At 68.4% G+C, this 18,062-nt stretch carries 12 protein-coding genes and 1 pseudogene; 7 read left to right on the forward strand and 6 right to left on the reverse strand.

Features of this window, described 5'->3' with window-relative positions:
* Window positions 1-124: 124 nt before the first annotated feature.
* Window positions 125-769: a class I SAM-dependent methyltransferase gene (locus tag ACWEWT_RS09820; protein WP_452557915.1), complete on the forward strand. Its 645-nt coding sequence runs from the start codon at window positions 125-127 to the stop codon at window positions 767-769.
* 512 nt (window positions 770-1,281) lie between these two features.
* On the opposite strand, the pseudogene ACWEWT_RS09825 reads toward ACWEWT_RS09820, so the two are convergent.
* Window positions 1,282-4,299, reverse strand: a pseudogene (locus ACWEWT_RS09825) (Tn3 family transposase).
* Between the two features lie 320 nt (window positions 4,300-4,619).
* Window positions 4,620-6,362 carry a DEAD/DEAH box helicase gene (locus tag ACWEWT_RS09830; RefSeq protein WP_452557916.1) on the reverse strand — a complete coding sequence of 581 codons (1,743 nt, stop codon included), beginning with the start codon at window positions 6,360-6,362 and terminating at the stop codon, window positions 4,620-4,622.
* 186 nt (window positions 6,363-6,548) lie between these two features.
* On the opposite strand from ACWEWT_RS09830, the gene ACWEWT_RS09835 reads away from it, so the two are divergent.
* On the forward strand, window positions 6,549-7,640 hold the full coding sequence (locus ACWEWT_RS09835) for a YihY/virulence factor BrkB family protein (RefSeq protein ID WP_452557917.1): 1,092 nt from the start codon (window positions 6,549-6,551) through the stop codon (window positions 7,638-7,640).
* Window positions 7,641-7,784: 144 nt separating this feature from the next.
* On the opposite strand, the gene ACWEWT_RS09840 is transcribed toward ACWEWT_RS09835, so the two are convergent.
* Window positions 7,785-8,021, reverse strand: coding sequence for a DUF3039 domain-containing protein (locus ACWEWT_RS09840; RefSeq protein WP_452557918.1), 237 nt, complete (start codon window positions 8,019-8,021; stop codon window positions 7,785-7,787).
* Between the two features lie 209 nt (window positions 8,022-8,230).
* Here ACWEWT_RS09840 and ACWEWT_RS09845 point away from each other — a divergent pair, with 209 nt between their 5' ends.
* The 3 genes from ACWEWT_RS09845 (at window position 8,231) to ACWEWT_RS09855 (ending at window position 11,403) form a co-directional block, all read left to right on the forward strand.
* Window positions 8,231-8,671 carry a DUF3099 domain-containing protein gene (locus ACWEWT_RS09845; protein ID WP_452557919.1) on the forward strand — a complete coding sequence of 147 codons (441 nt, stop codon included), beginning with the start codon at window positions 8,231-8,233 and terminating at the stop codon, window positions 8,669-8,671.
* 63 nt (window positions 8,672-8,734) lie between these two features.
* On the forward strand, window positions 8,735-10,258 hold the full coding sequence (locus tag ACWEWT_RS09850) for a DUF7782 domain-containing protein (RefSeq protein WP_452557920.1): 1,524 nt from the start codon (window positions 8,735-8,737) through the stop codon (window positions 10,256-10,258).
* Window positions 10,259-10,434: 176 nt separating this feature from the next.
* A complete protein-coding gene (locus ACWEWT_RS09855; RefSeq protein ID WP_452557921.1) occupies window positions 10,435-11,403 on the forward strand; it encodes a sigma-70 family RNA polymerase sigma factor in 969 nt (322 codons plus the stop codon).
* 221 nt (window positions 11,404-11,624) lie between these two features.
* Here the strand turns inward: ACWEWT_RS09855 and ACWEWT_RS09860 are convergent, their stop codons facing one another.
* The 3 genes from ACWEWT_RS09860 to ACWEWT_RS09870 form a co-directional block, all read right to left on the reverse strand.
* Window positions 11,625-11,807 (reverse strand): hypothetical protein, encoded by a 183-nt coding sequence (locus tag ACWEWT_RS09860; protein WP_452557922.1) that lies wholly within the window; start codon window positions 11,805-11,807, stop codon window positions 11,625-11,627.
* A 428-nt stretch (window positions 11,808-12,235) separates the two neighbouring features.
* Window positions 12,236-14,935 (reverse strand): bifunctional acetate--CoA ligase family protein/GNAT family N-acetyltransferase, encoded by a 2,700-nt coding sequence (locus ACWEWT_RS09865; protein ID WP_452557923.1) that lies wholly within the window; start codon window positions 14,933-14,935, stop codon window positions 12,236-12,238.
* On the reverse strand, window positions 14,928-16,193 hold the full coding sequence (locus ACWEWT_RS09870) for an acetoin utilization protein AcuC (RefSeq protein ID WP_452557924.1): 1,266 nt from the start codon (window positions 16,191-16,193) through the stop codon (window positions 14,928-14,930). Before ACWEWT_RS09870 ends, ACWEWT_RS09865 begins: the two co-directional genes overlap by 8 nt.
* Before the next feature lie 183 nt (window positions 16,194-16,376).
* On the opposite strand from ACWEWT_RS09870, the gene ACWEWT_RS09875 reads away from it, so the two are divergent.
* Both ACWEWT_RS09875 and galE read left to right on the forward strand, forming a co-directional pair.
* Window positions 16,377-17,066, forward strand: coding sequence for a metal-dependent transcriptional regulator (locus ACWEWT_RS09875; protein ID WP_452557925.1), 690 nt, complete (start codon window positions 16,377-16,379; stop codon window positions 17,064-17,066).
* 3 nt (window positions 17,067-17,069) lie between these two features.
* Entirely contained in the window at window positions 17,070-18,050 is a 981-nt protein-coding gene (gene galE, locus ACWEWT_RS09880; protein WP_452557926.1) for a UDP-glucose 4-epimerase GalE, read from the forward strand.
* Window positions 18,051-18,062: the final 12 nt, after the last annotated feature.

Consider the following 18,062-nt stretch of genomic DNA (forward strand, 5'->3'; position numbering starts at 1 on the left):
CGTTGAGCGGTCACGGCCAGACGCGTACCGCCGTTCAAGGTGCCTCCACCCGGCCGGGTGGAGGCACCTTCGCCGTTCCCGGGTAGCGCCGAGTCCGCCGCGATCATGGAATATCCTGCCGGTCATGACCACGGATGATTGGTTGGCCGACACCCGAACCTCTTATGACACGGTCGCGGTCAGCTATGCCGACCAAGTGCGCGGCGCCCTCGCCGGACACCAGTACCTTCGCGCGGCTCTGGCATTGTTCGCCGACAGCGTGCGGACCGCTGGCGGCGGACCGGTCGCGGACGTCGGCTGCGGCCCCGGTGAAGTCACCGCCCACCTGCATGAGCTCGGTGTCGACGCCTTCGGTATCGACCTCTCCCCGGCGATGATCGACGTGGCCCGGCGCGACCACCCCGGCCTGCGGTTCGAGGTGGGCTCGATGACGGAACTGAACCTGCCCGTCGCTTCGGTGGCCGGCCTGCTCGCCTGGCAGTCTTTGATCCACATCCCAGACGACGAGGTGCCGACTGTATTCGGGCGCTTCCACCAAGCATTGCGTCCCGGCGGACCGTTGCAACTCCTGTTTCACGTCGGCGGCGAGTCGCTGTTGAAGACAGAGGGCTACGGCGGTCACCCGATGAAGGTCCATATCCACCGCCGTCAGCCGAACCAGGTGGCATCGTGGCTGCACGATGCCGGATTCGTGGTCGAGGCCCAGATGCTGCTCGACCCGGATGCGAAAGCTCAGCAAGCGATTCTCTTCGCACGCAGTAAGTCCTAACTTCTGCATATGTCGGGCTCGCCATTCGGAACCGCGAGGTCCCCGACGTACACCGCCCGGCGGGAAGCGTGGACCTGGAGTACGCATGTCACCGACCAACGCGACGCCGAACCGCATCGCCCCCACTGCCGCGCCGCCCCTTCGGCGCCGCGGTCACCGGCCGACCAGACGCCCCGCCCGCGCAGTCGACCCAGGAGCCGGCATGGAATCCCGGCGTCACCCACAGCGAGCCCGAAATACGCCCTGCACGTCTGGACCGGCCGGGCACGGCGGGTGATCAGCCGGCACACCGGACGCCAGTGGGCGGGCATCACCGCCGACAAGCTGCGGATCGGAGTCGAGGGCGCCCCTACTCCTTCGGCTACATCGCCGGACCGCACCACTCACGGGCCTGGGACCACGACTGGACCAAGGACGGACGATCCTGCGCGGACCTGATCCCGGACATGAGGACCACCGAATGGCTCGACCACGAGCACACGAACCGGGCCCTGGGGTAACGCCGGGACCGGTCAGAACAGGGTGTCGCGCACCCGCAGCGGCCGGTAGCCCGTCGGGCCGAGCGCGGCGAGTTCGCCCTCGATGTCGACTTCGATCGCGCCGAAGAAGTTGATGTCGGCGCTGTGCGCGGGGCTGACGTGGGCCAGGACCTCGGCGTCGATGCGGTGCCCGGCCCGGCGCATCTGCTCGACCGCGAGGCCGTAGTACTCGGTGGTCCAGGCGATCACGGCGTTGGTGGCCAGGGTCAGGCACCACGCTTGCTCGGTTTCGTCGGCGAGCTGGCGGGCGCGGATCGTGCCCTCGTGTGCGTAGAGCAGGTCGCGGCGTAGTGCGTGCAGGGATTCGCCCTTGTTGAGCTGGCGGGTGATCTTGCGCCGGTAGTCCGGATCGGCGAGGTATTTCGCGGCGTAGATGGTGCGCCGCAGCGCCCCGTACTCCTTGAGCGCTGCGGCCAGGGTGTTCTGACGGCCCGAGGCGGAGAGCTTGCCGACGAGCAGGGAGGCGGTGGCGTGCCCGAACTTCAGCGAGCCGGCCAACCGGAGCAGGTCGTCCCAGTGCTCGGCGATCAGATCGATGTTGGCCTTTCGGGTCATCAGCGGGCCCGCGTGCGGGAACCGGTCCTCGGCCGCGGCGCGCGGGCCCGGCCGGTAGAGGGTGATGCGTCCCAGGTCCCGGATGCGTGGGGGACAGCTGCATCCCGAGCAGGTCGAACAGCCCGAAGTTGACCAGGGTGACCCCGTGGGTGTCGGTGGCGTGTTCGGTGATCGGCAGATCGGTGGCGTTGCCCAGGATCTCATCGAGCACGTAGTGGGCTTCGCGTTTGGTCGCCACGATCACCTTCGTGCCGTAGGTGGAGTGGGAGTCGGTGACATGGGTGTAGGTCGACAGGCCCTCACCGGCGAAGTAGCGGCTCATCGGCCGCGCGGTGGTGGATTTCCCGCGCGTGGGGAACCGCTGCCCGTCGCTCGACGACAAGGTCCCGGTGCCGAACACCGGACTCAGCGGGAGCCGCTGGTGGTAGTCGATGAGTACTAGGTTGGCCGCGCGCAGGGTTTCCTCGCGCACATACCATTCGTCGGTCCAGGACAAGATGTCGTAGGAGATGCCGCAGGCCTCGGCCATCCGGGTCAACCCGAGGTTGGTCGAGTGCGCGAGCAGCACCGCGATCAGGTTGCGCTTCAGCTCCGGCGTGCGGGTTGCCCGGCCACCGGCGTGGGTGAAACAGTCCAGGTAGCCGGTGCGCTTGTCCAACTCGATCAGCAACGACACGATCGGCGCGAACGGCAGCATCTCGGTCAGCTCGGCCTTGAGCGAGATCGCCTCGGCCGGAACATCCTCGGCGGTCAGCGGGGAGATGATCAGCTCCCCGGACTCGCCGTCCAGGCGTACCGGCCCCTCACCTTCGGCGAGCACGGTCTCGAGTTCATCGACCGCGGTGTGCAGTTCTTCGACGACGGCGGCCAGGGCGACGTCGGGATCGGCCGATCGCCCGACCAAACGGCAGAACTCGCCGCGCTGCGGTTCCCACCGCTGCGGTGTGAGCAGGTAGGCGGCCGGGTCGGCGTAGCGGCGTGAGCCGGGCACGTACACGTCCCCGCTGCGCAGCCCGTCGCGCAGCCCGAGCAGCACGCACAGCTCCCAGTAGTGCCGGTAGGCGGTAGCGCTGCCGGACTTGCGCGCCGCGTCGAGGTAGCCGCGCCACTTCGCGGGCACGAACCCGGTCGGGGCCTCGTCGAACACCTTCCGCCGCGCGGTCGCGTTGAGTTCACGCAGCATCGCGACCGCGATCAACAACTCCGTCGCCGCGGTCCCGCCCGCGAACTCCACCGTCGACAGCACCGCGGGGGTGAACTGACGCAGGTAATTGTAGGAGGAGTCCAGCGCGGCCAGGTGCCCGTGATCACGCGGCAACCGGGGTTGGCCTGCGCGATCGCCGCCCGCAGACGTTCCCACCCGATCGCATCGCCGCGGATCAACGCACCGATCTCCTCATCGGCCACCGCAGGATCGGTCACGATCGCCAGGAGGTCGTCCAGCAGGGCCTGGCGGTCCTCTCCGGATCTGCCGCGTTCGGCCAATTCCTGCTGCATCCGGCGTTCGGCGGCACCGAACTTCGCCGAGATCGCCTGATCGAACAAGGCCACGACCTCGTCGAGCACGTCGGTTCCGGACTGCGCCAGCACGGTGAGCAGGATCGGATACCGCCGCTGCGGATCCCGGCGTTCCAACGCCTGCGGGGTCGACCGGCGCCCCATCGTGGCCAGGAACCGTCGCCGCTCGGCGGGCAGCACCGACATATCGAGCCGGTCGGCACCCAGGCCGCGCAGGAACGCCAGCTTGTCGACCTCGGCGCGCACCGCAGCCGCGGACGCCTCCACCGGCCCGGTCGACAGCCACCGCAACCGCGAAACCCCCAGCGAGACATCGGTGGTCAGCAGTGCGTCCAACTCGGCGCAGCGAGCCGGGGTGAACTCGTGGGCCAGCCGGTCGCAGGTCTCGCGCTGGGCCTGCTCGCGGGCGTGGGCGACGCGTTCGACCATGGTCACCGGACCGGGCCGGATCACCCGCGCCGAGATCAGATACTCACACCCCAACCGGAACAGCAGAGTCGGGGAATCGTGTTCCATCGCCCGCGCGAGCAGGAACTCGTCGAGCTCCTCGAGTTCGAGCGCACCCGCCTGACGCCAGCCCAGATACTGGGCGACCAGGCGTAGATGGTCGGTGCGGGTCTGGGCGCGGCGGCCGTAGGAACGGATCTCGGTACCGTCGAGCCGCAGCTGCTCGGCCAACCGGGCTACCGCGACCGGCGGTGCGGTCACCACCCGATCGGGCACGAACCCCAGCCACGGCAACGTGCACAACGCGATCGCGATACCCAGCCGATCAGCCGGACCACGACCGCGGCCGGGATCGACGAACGCCAGATCCGCCGGCGAGAGCGCGAAGAACCGGAACAGCTGCTCCCGGCCGATCTCCGGGAACTCCCGCAGACGCGCCAACTCCTCATCCGCGAACACCCGCGTCGCCACGAAACCGACCTCCCAGCAACCAACCACGTTGGGAGCCAAGCCAACCAGTAACCCGCCTCCACCGCAGACCGAACCTGGCCTCACCAGCGGCCAGCTGCGGCTACGCCATATCCGTTGGTTTTTCGGCGGTTACTACCGGAACCCCGACTACAGGCGCCCGGGTCTCGTCCGACCGCCACCACTGCTCACGTACCGCACCGCCTGCCGGGCACGCTGTCCGGCGCGGTGGTCTGCGGCTGCGAAAGCCGCGTGGTTCACCGTGATCAGGTTCGGCAGCACGCCGACAGTGCCGGCGAACACGTCCGGGAATGCCCGGTCGGTCACATCCGGCGCAGCGCAGCGATCCGCTCGCCGAGCTGATCGACGGTCGCCAGCGCGGTCGGCGGGCCGCCGCACTGACGCCGCAGCTCGCCGTGGATCACTCCGTGTGGCTTCCCGGTGCGGTGATGGTGCATCGCGACCAGACTGTTCAATTCGCGGCGCAGTTCGCCCAGTTTGTCGGCGGTCGCCACCCGTTCGGCGGCATTACCCGCGGCCGGCGCGGCCGGCACGGGCGTCGCCGGCTCCGCGCTGGACCGGTCGGCGATCTGCTTGGCCTGGCGTTCACGCAGCAGCGCGCGCATCTGCTCGGCGTCGAGCAGACCCGGAATACCCAGGTAGTCGGCTTCTTCGGCGCTACCGGCGAATGTCGCGGTACCGAACGAGGACCCGTCGTAGATCACCTGGTCCAGTTCGGCGTCGGCGGCCAGCGGTACGAAGGCCTTCTCATCCTCGCCCGGTTCGTCCTGCTGCTTGTTCGCCTCGGTCAGCAGTTCGTCGTCGAGACCGTCCTTCTCCCGGTGCGGTTTACCGATGACGTGATCGCGTTGCACCTCGAGCTGCGCGGCCAGATCCAGCAGCACCGGGACGGAGGGCAGGAACACGCTGGCCGTCTCCCCCGGGCGCCGGGCACGTACGAAACGGCCGATGGCCTGGGCGAAATAGAGCGGGGTGGAGGCGCTGGTGGCGTACACGCCGACCGCCAGGCGCGGGACATCCACCCCTTCGGACACCATCCGGACCGCGACCATCCACGGTTGATTACCGGCGCTGAACTCACCGATCCGGGCCGAGGACGTCGGATCGTCGGAGAGCACCAGCACCGGACGGCTGCCGGTGAGATGCTCGATCAGTTCCGCGTAGGCGCGGGCCCGTTCCTGGTCGGAGGCGATCACCAGACCGCCGGCATCGTGCATCCCGCCCTCGCGCAGCTGCGCCAACCGCATATCCGCCGCCCGCAGCACCGCGTAGATCCAGTCACCCGCGGGATCCAGGGCGGTACGCCAGGCCCGGGCCGTCTGCTCGGCGTTCAGCGGTTCACCCAGCCGGGCCGTGTACTCCTCGCCCGCGCTGTCGCGCCAATGCGCCTCACCCGAATAGGCGAGGAAGACCACGGGCCGGACCACCCCGTCGGCGAGCGCCTCGGTGTAGCCGTAGCTGTGGTCGGCCCGGGAACGCGGCAGACCGGCTTCGTCCGGCTCGTAGGTGATGAACGGGATCTGGCTGTCGTCGCTGCGGAACGGGGTGCCGGTCAGTGCCAGCCTGCGGGTGGCGTCGCCGAATGCCTCGGCGACCGCGTCGCCCCAGCTCTTCGCATCACCCGCGTGATGGATCTCGTCCAGGATCACCAGGGTGCGCCGGTTCTCGGTACGCACCCGGTGCTTGAACGGATGCGCGGCGACCTGGGCGTAGGTGACGACCACACCGTGATAGTCGCCCGACGTGCCGCCGGTGGTGTTGGAGAAGTTCGAATCCAGCGCCAGCCCGGAACGCGTCCCGGACGCGGCCCACTGGTGTTTCAGGTGCTCGGTCGGCGCGACCACGGTGATCTGGTCCACCGTCCGGTCGGCGAGCAATTCCGCGGCGACCCGCAGCGCGAAGGTGGTCTTACCGGCTCCAGGTGTCGCCACAGCGAGGAAATCCCGGGGTTTGGTCGCCAGGTACCGGGTGAGCGCGCGCCGCTGCCACGCGCGCAGGGATGCGCCCGGAACCTCCGTCGCAATAGCACCGCTCGCATCGGTCACGGAGACAAACACTAGCGGCCGTTGCGGCCGTGGCGCCAAACCGGCGCGGCCGTCGCGACGGGTGTCACACCCGGACCGCGGCGGTTTCCCGGGCCGCGACCGGTAACCGGGGATTCACCCGTCGCCCCCGACACGTTGCCCACTGCCGTACCGCTCGGCGCCCGGGTGCGCGATGCTGGACAGACCATGCACAGTTACGGACGCGAACCCGGCGCGGACCCGTCGGGTACCGCGTGGGTGCGGCGCGCCCTCACCCAGATCGGCCGCTTGATCCGGCGGGTGGCTGTCAAAGCCTGGGACGACTCGATTTTCGCCAAATCCGCCGCGGCGGCCTTCTGGCAGACCCTCTCGCTGGTACCGCTACTGTTCGGCTTGCTCGGTGGGCTCGGATATGTGAGCGGCCTGTTCGGACCCGACACCGTGGAGATCGTGGAATCGAAGACTCTCACGTTCAGTCGTGACCTCTTCAGTCCGAGTGTGGTCACCGATCTGATCGAGCCGACGATCCGCGATGTGCTCGGACGTGGCCGGGCCGCGTTCGTCTCGGTGGGTTTCGTGCTCTCGCTGTGGGCCGGATCGTCGGCGATGGCGACCTTCGTCGACGCGATCGTGGAGGCGCACGACCAGCAGGATGCCCGGAATCCGATCTGGCAGCGCATCTTCGCCCTGCTGCTCTACGTCCAGTTCCTCATCGCGGCGATCTTCATCCTGCCGCTGGTCGCGCTGGGCCCGGTGCTGATCGGGCGGATTCTGCCGGACTCCTGGCTCGAACCGGGGCTGCGCTTGATCGATACCTTCTATTACCCCGCGGTGGGCCTACTCCTCATCATCGGCCTGGCCACGCTGTACAAACTCGCGCTGCACAGTTCGCTGCCCTATCACCGGCTCTTCTGTGGCGCGTTGCTGGCGGCGGTGTTCTTCATGGCGGCCAGCGATATCCTGCGCCACTACCTGGCCCTGGTGACCAGGACCGGGGTCACCTACGGCGCACTCGCCACCCCGATCGCATTCCTGCTGTTCACGTTCTTCCTGGGCTTCGCGGTGATCCTCGGCGCGGAGTTCAATGCCGCGGTCCAGGAGTTCTGGCCGGCCCGCGCGACCCGGATGGAACAGTTCAAAGCGTGGCTGGCCAAACGGCGGGACGCGGACCGGACCGGAGGCGATACCGATCCGGCCGATCCCGGCTCACACCGGATACCGCGGCGTCGTGGCACCCGACGCGACGACGAGTCGGGGGAAGGCCCCACCGGCGGGACACCCGCCCCGGTCACCCGCTGATCCGGCCCGGCGGTGCCGACAGCGACGCGGGGACCGGTCCCGCTGCACGCGCCGAGAGCAGCCGGACCGCCCAGGGACGCCCGGACCGATCGCACACCGATTCGCGACCGGTCGGGGGTACTGGCCGGCCGTGGCGGGGCGGGCTCAGTCGCCTTTGCGGAGGGTCTCGTAGACCTTCTTGCAGTCCGGGCAGACCGGGGAACCGGGCTTCGGCGAGCGCGTCACCGGGAAGACCTCACCACACAACGCGACCACCATGGTGCCCATAACGGCACTCTCGGCGATCTTTTCCTTCTTCACATAGTGGAAGAACTTGGGGGTGTCGTCATCGGTGGTCTCGTCGGTGGTCGTATCGGGGCGGACCAGAGTATCGGTACTCACGCCCTCCATGATGCCGCATCCGGGCGCCGCGCTCGCACGATCACCCCCGTCGACCGGGTGGCACCGGCGTGTGGAACCGCGGCCGGGCCGGACACCGACCCGATGCGAATGCTCCCCTGCGCCCCACGCGACCGCCCCCGGGGACGGAGTACACGATCGAAGCCGGACACGTTGTACACGACGGTGGCGATAGTGCAAGACTCGAAGGTATGCAGCAGCACGGCGAAGACTCCGGGCGCGGCCCGGAGCACCTCGACGCCGGTGCGAGTGGTCCCGGTGAACACCTCGGCACACCGCGGTCGGCCCGTCCCGCCCGTTCGCGTGGTTTCTTTCCCGGCGACGACGCCAAACACGCGGCGCTGATCACCGAGGCCGCGCCCTCCTTCGAGGACCAGCATCGGGCCCGGGTCCGCCGGTACAGCATCATCATGGCGTTCCGGATCCCCGCGCTGATCCTGGCCGCTGTGGCCTACTCGGCATTCGGCAACGCTCTGGTCTCGATTCTCATCATGGCGGCCTCGGTCCCGCTGCCGTGGATCGCGGTCCTCATCGCCAACGACCGGCCGCCCCGGGACAAGAACGAACCCAGCCGCTGGGATCGCGCGCGGCCGGCGCTGGAGGAACGCCGGCACGACGAGATCGACGGGTAGCCCCACCCGGCACCGGCCGGTGCGGCACTCGGGGTGCGTACCCGGAGGTGGCAGAGTACCGCTGTGCCCACATACGGATCGACCGTCCGCTCATCGCTGACCGCCCTGGCCCCAGCGCTGCGAACCGCGCTCACCAGGGTCGGGTACGACGCCGACACCTTGCTCGAGGTGCTGGGCGACGAGGCGCACAGCGCCCTGGGCCGCGGGGAGCCGGTACCGGTACGCCGCGCGGCCCGCCGGGCGGGTGAACTGGGCGTCCTCGTCCGGCTACTGCTCCTCGGCGACGCCCTGGACGAGCGGGAAGCCGCCACCGCGCTGGCACCGGTACCCATCGACGATGCCGTGGCGGCGGGATTGCTCACCCGCAGCGGCGGTGCGGTCCGTGCGGCCCTGGATCTGCGGCCGACCGATATCGGTGCGGGTAACCGCTGGATTCTGTCCGATCTGGACGATTCGATGCAGCGGCGCACCCTGACCGAGGACCACGTACTCGGGGTGGGCCACGCCTCGCTCTCGCTGTTGCGGGCCACCCCCACCGCATCCGTCGGATCGGTACTGGATCTGGGCACCGGCTGCGGTATCCAGGCCGTCCACGCCGCGTCCTACGCCCGGTCGGTCACCGCGACCGATGTGAACCGGCGCGCCCTGTGGCTGGCCGAGGCCACGGCCGCGCTCAACGACCTCGAGATCGATCTGCTCCCCGGGTCCTGGTTCGAGCCGGTGGCCGGACGCCGCTTCGACCAGGTGGTGGCCAATCCCCCGTTCGTGGTCGGTCCCGCCCGGATCGAGCACACCTACCGTGATTCCGGTCTCGCGCTCGACGGTGCCAGCGAACTGGTGCTCTCGGGCGTCCCCGGACTGCTGGCACCCGGCGGGACCGCCGCGGTGCTGGCCGCCTGGGTGCACACGGAGGAACAGGACTGGCGGCAGCGGGTCTCCGGATGGTTACCCGCGCACGGTCTCGATGCCTGGGTCGTCCAGCGCGATATCGCCGACCCCGCGCTGTACGTCGGGACCTGGCTGCGCGATGCCGGTCTCGACCCGCGCAGTCCCGAGGGCCAGCAGCGGGCCGACGAATGGCTGACCGCCCTCGAGCAGGCCGGGGTGACCGGGGTGGGATTCGGATTCGTCTATCTACGCGCCGTGGACGCACCGACCGAACTCCTGGCCGAGGACCTCACCCACGGCTTCGACGATCCGCTCGGCGCGGAGGCCCACGCCTATTTCGAACGGTCGGCCTGGTTGCGCGCAACCGCCGGCGACCCGGCACAGGTGTGGCAGTCCCGGTACCGGATCGATCCGGCGACCGCGCTCGAACGGGTGTCACTACCGGGGGTCGAGGGCTGGGAACAGCAGGTGGCGCGCCTGCACCGGGGTGACGGGCCGCGGTGGCAGCACGAAGTGGACGAGACGACCGTCTCGCTGCTGGCGGGAATGCGGCCCGAGGGCCTGCCGTTGTACGAACTGATCGAACTGCTGGCACTGTCACAGGGAGCGGAGGAGGTCGCCCCGGAGTTCGCGGATGCCGCCCTCGGCGTGGTCACCGGTTTGGTGAGACACGGGTTGATCCATCCCGTACCGCGCTAGGAGTACGCCCCGACAGCGTGTTCCGCCTTCTGGCGATGGGCTCTCCTTCTCAGGAACTTCTCAGAACGCCACCGTGAAAACCGCAGTTCAGAGCGGTTTATCCGCGCTCGGCGAGGGAACTTTCCCTATGTCGGGTCCGTTGTTCGGAGTGAGACACCACCGACAGGAGGCAAGTCATGACAAGCCCCGCCACCACTCGTGTGCGCCCCAGTGATACGGACCTCGACGCTCAGAGCCCCGCCGCCGACCTGGTACGTGTGTACCTGAACGGGATCGGCCGGACCGCACTGCTCACAGCTGCCGACGAAGTAGAACTGGCCAGGCGTATCGAGGCGGGTCTCTACGCCCAGCACCTGCTGGAGACCGGCAAGCGTTTGTCGGCGACCCGCAAGCGTGATCTGGCGATCGTCGTCCGGGAGGGCCAGGCCGCGCGATCGCACCTGCTGGAAGCCAACCTGCGTCTGGTCGTCTCGCTCGCGAAGCGGTACACGGGCCGTGGGATGCCGCTGCTGGATCTCATCCAAGAAGGCAATCTGGGCCTGATCCGCGCCATGGAGAAGTTCGACTACGCCAAGGGCTTCAAATTCTCGACGTATGCCACCTGGTGGATCCGTCAGGCGATCACCAGAGGTATGGCCGATCAGAGCCGCACCATCCGGCTCCCGGTCCACCTCGTCGAGCAGGTCAACAAACTCGCCCGGATCAAGCGCGAACTGCATCAGCAGCTCGGCCGGGAGGCCACCGACGCGGAGTTGGCGGCCGAATCGGGTATCGCGGTGGAGAAGATCGCCGATCTGCTCGACCACAGCCGCGACCCGGTGAGCCTGGATATGCCGGTCGGCAACGACGAAGAAGCCCCCCTGGGCGACTTCATCGAGGATTCCGAAGCCACCTCGGCCGAGAGCGCAGTGATCGCCGGTCTGCTCCATCACGATGTCCGCAGCGTCCTGAACACCCTGGACGAACGCGAACAGCAGGTGATCCGGCTGAGATTCGGCCTGGACGACGGCCAGCCGCGCACCCTGGACCAGATCGGCAAGCTGTTCGGCCTGTCCCGGGAACGTGTCCGGCAGATCGAACGCGAGGTGATGTCCAAGCTCCGCAAGGGTGAGCGGGCCGACCGGCTGCGCGCCTACGCCAGCTGACCGTGCCCGCGGAACCGGTGACCGGCCACTTTCGGCCGGTCACGCTGTTCGAAGCCGCGGTGGCGCGGCCCTCGGACGGCTGTCTCCGCGAGGCCGGTCGGTGGCCTGGCCACCGCGGTTCCGGCCACTCCGAATACAGTCGGCACGCCCCGCACTGATATCCCCTGCCGGCGGCTGCTCGTCGGCCGATCCCTGGTAGCAGGCGATTCGGCGATAAATGTTCAGTAGCAGTCGAGTCTTCCGGCGGCTCCCCGTACGGCACCTCCTGTTTCGTCGTGCAGCACCGCGCCATCATCGCCGATTTCCTCACCGCCCGGCAGCCGGTAGGCGCTGGGATCCTGATCCATCCGACGCCACACACGATCGCCACGCAGCTCCCGGAAACAGGGATTCGCCCCGGTCACGGCCATCACACGATGAGTTCGCAGAACGGCGAGTCCTATCGGCGACCCGTGTGCCGAGTGTCGAACAGCCGGACTCGATCCCGGCCGTATCTCCGAGCGATACGCACTCCGCGATCGACGCGGCCGTGACGGCCGAACCCGTCGGGTTCCGGCGAGGTTCCCAGCCATCGTTTCGCTCCGAGACCGCCGCCCACGGAAAGTGCCGCCGCTCGGCGGATTCCACAGCTCGGCCTCGGCGCGCCCATCTGCGCCCGGCCACGAATCCCGTTGCCGCCTCAGGTAATACGGCCGAGGGAATCAGGACTCGGCGCACGCCGGGACACTATCCGGGCCCGGCCACTCACCTGCATCGTCCGGACCGGCCGGGCATCGGACGGTATCTGGAGACAGCACCCACTGAAGAGCGCATACCGCAGGCAAGTGGGCGTTCACCCCAGGCGTCGCGGCCCGATATCGAAGCGGCTCGGCTGCGGCCCGATCCTGGCCCGGGCGTAGAGGATCGCCGCGGACTCCGGGGCGGCCAGGACCGGCTCGCAGGACAGTTCCCGCAACTCCGGCAGATCGTCGAACATCGCGGAGATACGCAGAGTGAGTTCGATCAGGGCTGCTTTGTCGACCCGCGGGCTCGCCGGGGTGCCGTTCAGCAGCGGCGCCGCGCGTGGCGCGTCGATCAGCGCGGCCGCTTCCTGGGCGGACAATGGGAGTGCGCGATAGGCACGGTCACCGAGCAGTTCGATGATCGGCCCGGACAGACCGAACTCGATCACCGAACCGAAGGCCGGATCGTCCTGCACCTTCAGCACACACCCCACGCCTTTCGGAGCCATGCGCTGGATATGCACCAGCGGATCCCCGCACAGCTCGACCAGATCACGATAGGCCTGGCGGATCGCGTCGGGTCGCCACAGGTCCAGCCGCACCCAGCTCATATCGGGGCGGCGCCGCCAACTCTCGTTGGTCGCCTTCGCCGCCACCGGATACCCCAGCTCCTCGGCGGCCGCCACCGCCGCATCCGCGTCACGGACAGCCCGGAACTCCACCACGGAGATGCCGTAGCAATCGAGCAGCAGCACGGTCTCGTCGTCGGTGAGCCAGCGGCCCGCCGGATCGGTGGCCCATTCCGCCGACAACCGGACGGCCCGCTCACTGTCGATACCCGCCGGGCGTCCGTTCTCACCATTCGGATGAGCGGTATCCGGAAGCTGGGCCGCAGGGAGATCGCGCCAGCGGGCGTAACGGTGCACCCGGGCGAGGGCACGGACAGCGCGCGCCGGATCCGGGAACGAGGGAATCGAACCCCGGACCGCGGCCGCGCCGGGACCACGTACGGCCAGCAGATTCGGGATACCGTCGCCACTGGCGAATGTGGTGAGTACCGGTTTGGCTTCGGGTACCGACGCCACGGCCGCCCGGATCGCCTCGGCATATCCGGACTGCGGCAACGGAATCGGCGGCGCGAAGATGACGATCACCGCGTCGGTCTCGTCGGATTCGAGCGCGGCGACGACAGCGGTCAGATAGTCCTCGGGTGTGGCCTGGGGGCCGAGGTCCACCGGATCGACCACGGTGAGCCCTTCACTGCGTGCGGCATCGGAGGTGAGCCAGTTGAGCGCGCTGCTGTTACCCACCACCGCCGGCCGGGGACCGCGTGGTAGCGGCTGATAGCCCAGCAGCGCTGCGCAATCGAACATCTCCGAAATCGAATCCGCCTGCACCACACCGGATTGCGCGAAGAGATCACGCACGATGGAACGGTCCAGTTCGCCGCCGGACATCCCGCGGGCAGCCAGCCGACTGGGACTCACCGCGACGATGGGCTTGTTGCGGGCCACCCGGCGAGCGATCCGGGAGAACTTGCGCGGATTACCGAAACTCTCCAGGTAGAGCAGGATCACATCGGTATCGGCGTCGGTATCCCAGTACTGCAACAGATCGTTGCCGGAGACATCGGCGCGGTTGCCGGCGGATACGAACGTGGACAACCCCAGATTACGAGTGGCGGCCTCGGCGAGGATCGCGACGCCGAGCGGGCCCGATTGACAGAAGAACCCGATCCGGCCGCGCCCGGGCAACAGCGTGGCCAGGGTGGCGTTGAGTCCCACCGCCGGATCGGTGTTGGCGATACCCAGCGCGCTCGGCCCCACCACTCGCATCCCGTGCCCGCGTGCGGCCTCGACCAGTTCGGCTTCGGCGATCTGCCCGGGCTCCCCTGTCTCTCCGAAACCCGCCGACAAGACGAGCAGGCCCTTGACTCCCTTGGCCATACAGTCGTCGAGCACCGAACCGATAGCGGCCGCCGGGACCGCGACAACGGCCAGATCCACTTCGTCCGGGATATCGCGAACCGTGGCATAGGCGTGCACGCCGCGTACCGAACGACGCTCGGGGTTCACCGGATACACCGCGCCCTGGAAGGTTCCGTCCAGCAGATTGGCCAGCACCACACCACCGACCCGCCCGGTGCTGGGTGTCGCGCCGATCACCGCCACCGAACGGGGGGCGAGCAGATTACCGACACTTCGTGCTTCGGACGCACGTTCCCGGGCGTCGCGCACCGATCGCAACGCCTCGGTGGGGTCGATGGCGAATTCGAGATGCAGCACCGAACCGTCGCGACTGCGCTCCACCTGATAACCCGCTTCGCGGAACACGGTGACCATCACCGTGTTCTCCGCCAGTACCTCGGCGACGAAGGTGTCGATGCGGTTCTCCGCGGCCGCACCCGCCAGATGTTCGAGCAGGATGGATCCCAGACCGCGTCCCTGATGTTCGTCGGCCACCACGAAGGCGACCTCGGCGGCCCGGGAACCGGTCCGGTCGAGCAGTTCGTACCGGCCGACGGCGATGATCGCCTCACCCAGGACGACGACCAGCCCGACCCGGTCGTGGTAGTCGACATGGGTGGTGCGGTACAGATCCTTCGGCGAGATCCGCGGATAGGGGCCGAAGTACCGCAGGTAACGGCTGCGCTCGGACAGGGCGGTATGGAACCGCTGCAGCTCCTCGGCATCGCCGGGAGTGATCGGGCGCAACCGCACCACGCCGCCGTCGGAGGCCAGCACATCGGCCTGCCAATGTAGCGGCGCGGGCGGCGGATCGCCGGGGACGCTGTCGCTGGATTCAGTCACGCGGATCCTCCGGGTCCAAGCCGAGCGGGCCGAAGCACGCTCGGCGGGTGGCGAGAACGGCAGTATCCACCGCGCGCTGGGCACGGTCGATCCGGGCGTCCCCGGTTTCCGCAGTACCGCCGGGGCCGTCCCAGCGCTGGAACGCGATATCCACACCGTCGCCCATGGTGCGGGGCGGCGATACCCGCGGCCTGTCGGTGTGCACGAGATCGATCCAATCCTGCGGTATCGGGGTCGCCGGGTCCACCGGACGATCGAGCGCGATACCCAGCAGATGGGTCCAGGCCCGGGGCACCACCCGGACCAGGCCGTATCCACCGCCGCCGACCGCGAGCCACCTGCCCTCCGCGTAGCGATCGGCCAGCTCCCGCATGGCGAGGAAGGCCGCTCGCTGCCCCTCGATACCCAGTTCCAGTTCGGCGAGCGGATCCTCCCGATGGGTATCCACACCACATTGGCTGACCACCAACTGGGGCCGGAAGGCCGCCACCGCGCTCGGCACGACCGCGTGGAAGGCCCGCAACCACTGGGGGTCCCGGGTACCCGGCAGCAGCGGGAGATTGATCGCCGTACCATCTCCGGCGCCGCTGCCGGTCTCTTCCGGCCAGCCCGTGTTCGGCCACAGTGTCGCCGGATGCTGGTGGATCGAGACAGTGAGAACCCGCGGGTCGCGATAGAACGCGCGCTGCACACCGTCACCGTGGTGCACGTCCACATCGAGGTAGGCGATCCGGTCGAAACCGTGGTCGAGCAGCCAGGAGACGGCCACCGCCGCGTCGTTGTAGACGCAGAAACCGGCAGCCCGGCCGGGCATGGCGTGGTGCATACCACCACCGATACTCACCGCGCGGCGGGTGGCACCCGTGGCGATGGCGCGGGCGGCGGCGAGAGTCCCGCCGACGATCACCGAGGCGGCCTCGTGCATCCGGGGAAATATCGGGTTGTCGGTGGAACCCAGCCCGTACGGCGGGTCGGTCGGTGGATCGTCGATCGTCTGCCACGGCTCCGCCGCGCGCACCGCGTCGATGTAGTCCCCGGTGTGCACCCGGAGCAGATCGGCGGTATCGGCTGCGCCCGGCTCCAGGAGTTCGATACCGTCGAGCACTCCGAGTGCACGCGCCAGCGCCATCGTGTATTCCAACCGGACAGGTTTCATCGGATGTTCGGGGGTCCACGAGTAGTCCAGGAAGCGGTCGGTCCAGACAACTGTGCCCAGTTCCCCGGCGGCGGGGTTCGGATCCGGCGATGCAGTGGCCATGATCGCAACCGTATCGGGAAGGGTGAAACCCCATCGCACGTTGTCATACAGTAGAAATACATGTATGCGCGACTGCGGCGTCGGGCCGCGCGCCGAGTGTATTCCCATCGCATCTTGCGACCCGTTCGATTGGACCGGGGTCGCTGGTGCGCAGGTAGAATTCGTGCCGACGAAGGGGCAACAGTGAAGGATCTGGTCGACACCACGGAGATGTATCTCCGTACCATCTACGACCTCGAGGAGGAGGGCGTAGTACCCCTGCGCGCCCGGATCGCCGAGCGCCTCGAGCAGAGTGGCCCCACGGTCAGTCAGACCGTGGCCCGGATGGAACGCGACGGATTGCTGCTCGTCGCTGGTGACCGGCATCTCGAACTGACGGAGAAGGGCCGCAGTATGGCGGTCGCGGTCATGCGCAAACACCGGCTGGCCGAACGGCTGCTCGTCGATATCATCGGTCTGGACTGGCAGAACGTGCATGCCGAAGCCTGTCGCTGGGAACATGTGATGAGCGAGGATGTCGAGCGACGGCTGGTGGAGGTCCTCAATCACCCCACCACCTCCCCCTACGGCAACCCCATTCCCGGATTGGACGAGCTCGGTATCTCCGCGACGCAATTGCTGGAGGAGCCGCTGAAGCGTCTCTCGGAACTGCCGCAGGGCCGTACCCATGCGGTGGTGGTCCGGCGCCTCGCCGAACATATCCAGACCGATCCCGAGGTGATCGGCCGTCTGCGGGAAGCAGGTGTGGTACCCGATGCCCGGGTCACTGTCGAGAGCAAACCGGGCGCTGTGATCATCACGGTGCCGGGCCACTCGGGGGGTTTCGAACTGCCCGACGAAATGGCCCACGCCGTCCAGGTGAAGCTGGTCTGATCGATGAAACTTCTGGTCACCGGCGGAGCCGGATATGTGGGTGGAGTCTGCGCACTCGTTCTGCGCGAGCAGGGGCACGAGGTGGTGGTCGTCGACGATCTGTCGACGGGTAATGCCGACGGTGTTCCCGAGGGTGTGGAATTCGTAGCGGGCGATATCGCCGAGGCGGCCCCGGATCTGTTGCGCGCGCGGAAGTTCGACGGCGTACTGCATTTCGCGGCGCAATCGCTGGTCGGCGAATCGGTGCAGCGGCCCGAGAAGTACTGGCACGGCAATGTGGTGAAAACCCTCGCGCTGCTCGAAGCGATGCGGGAGACCGATACCCGGCGACTGGTCTTCTCCTCGACCGCGGCGGTGTACGGCGAGCCGGAGCAGGTCCCGATCACCGAAGACGCGCCGACCCGCCCCACCAACCCCTACGGCGCCTCGAAACTGGCGATCGACCACGCCATCACCTCGTACTCCGCAGCGCACGGTCTGGCCGCCACGAGTCTGCGCTATTTCAATGTCGCGGGCGCCTACGGCGGCCTCGGCGAGAACCGGGTGGTGGAAACACATCTGATCCCACTGGTGCTGCAGGTGGCCGCGGGACACCGGGATTCCATCTCGGTGTTCGGTACCGATTGGCCGACCCCGGACGGCACGGCGGTCCGCGACTACATCCACATCCTGGATCTGGCGCAGGCGCATCTGCTGGCCCTGGAATCCGCCGCGGCGAGCACCCATCGGGTGTTCAATCTGGGCAGCGGCACCGGATTCTCGGTGCGGGAGGTCATCTCCGCGTGTGAGCGGGTCACCGGCGGGCCCATCGCCGCGGTCGACGCCCCGCGCCGCGCCGGCGACCCGGCCGTATTGATCGCATCCAGCCGGCGCGCGATCGACGAACTCGGCTGGAAACCCGAGCACAACGATCTCGACGAGATCGTTTCCACCGCGTGGAGCTACCTCCGAGGGCTCGGCTCGCGTGCACACAGCGCCCGCTGAGCCGCCCGCGCC

This window comes from Nocardia sp. NPDC003963 (assembly GCF_053605105.1).

Excerpts from the sequence above, each read along its gene's own strand:
- ACWEWT_RS09820 (WP_452557915.1), top strand. The coding sequence starts at position 125 with ATGACCACGGATGATTGGTTGGCCGACACCCGAACCTCTTATGACACG.
- ACWEWT_RS09835 (WP_452557917.1), top strand. The coding sequence starts at position 6,549 with ATGCACAGTTACGGACGCGAACCCGGCGCGGACCCGTCGGGTACCGCG.
- ACWEWT_RS09845 (WP_452557919.1), top strand. The coding sequence starts at position 8,231 with ATGCAGCAGCACGGCGAAGACTCCGGGCGCGGCCCGGAGCACCTCGAC.
- ACWEWT_RS09855 (WP_452557921.1), top strand. The coding sequence starts at position 10,435 with ATGACAAGCCCCGCCACCACTCGTGTGCGCCCCAGTGATACGGACCTC.
- ACWEWT_RS09870 (WP_452557924.1), bottom strand. The coding sequence starts at position 16,193 with ATGGCCACTGCATCGCCGGATCCGAACCCCGCCGCCGGGGAACTGGGC.
- galE (WP_452557926.1), top strand. The coding sequence starts at position 17,070 with ATGAAACTTCTGGTCACCGGCGGAGCCGGATATGTGGGTGGAGTCTGC.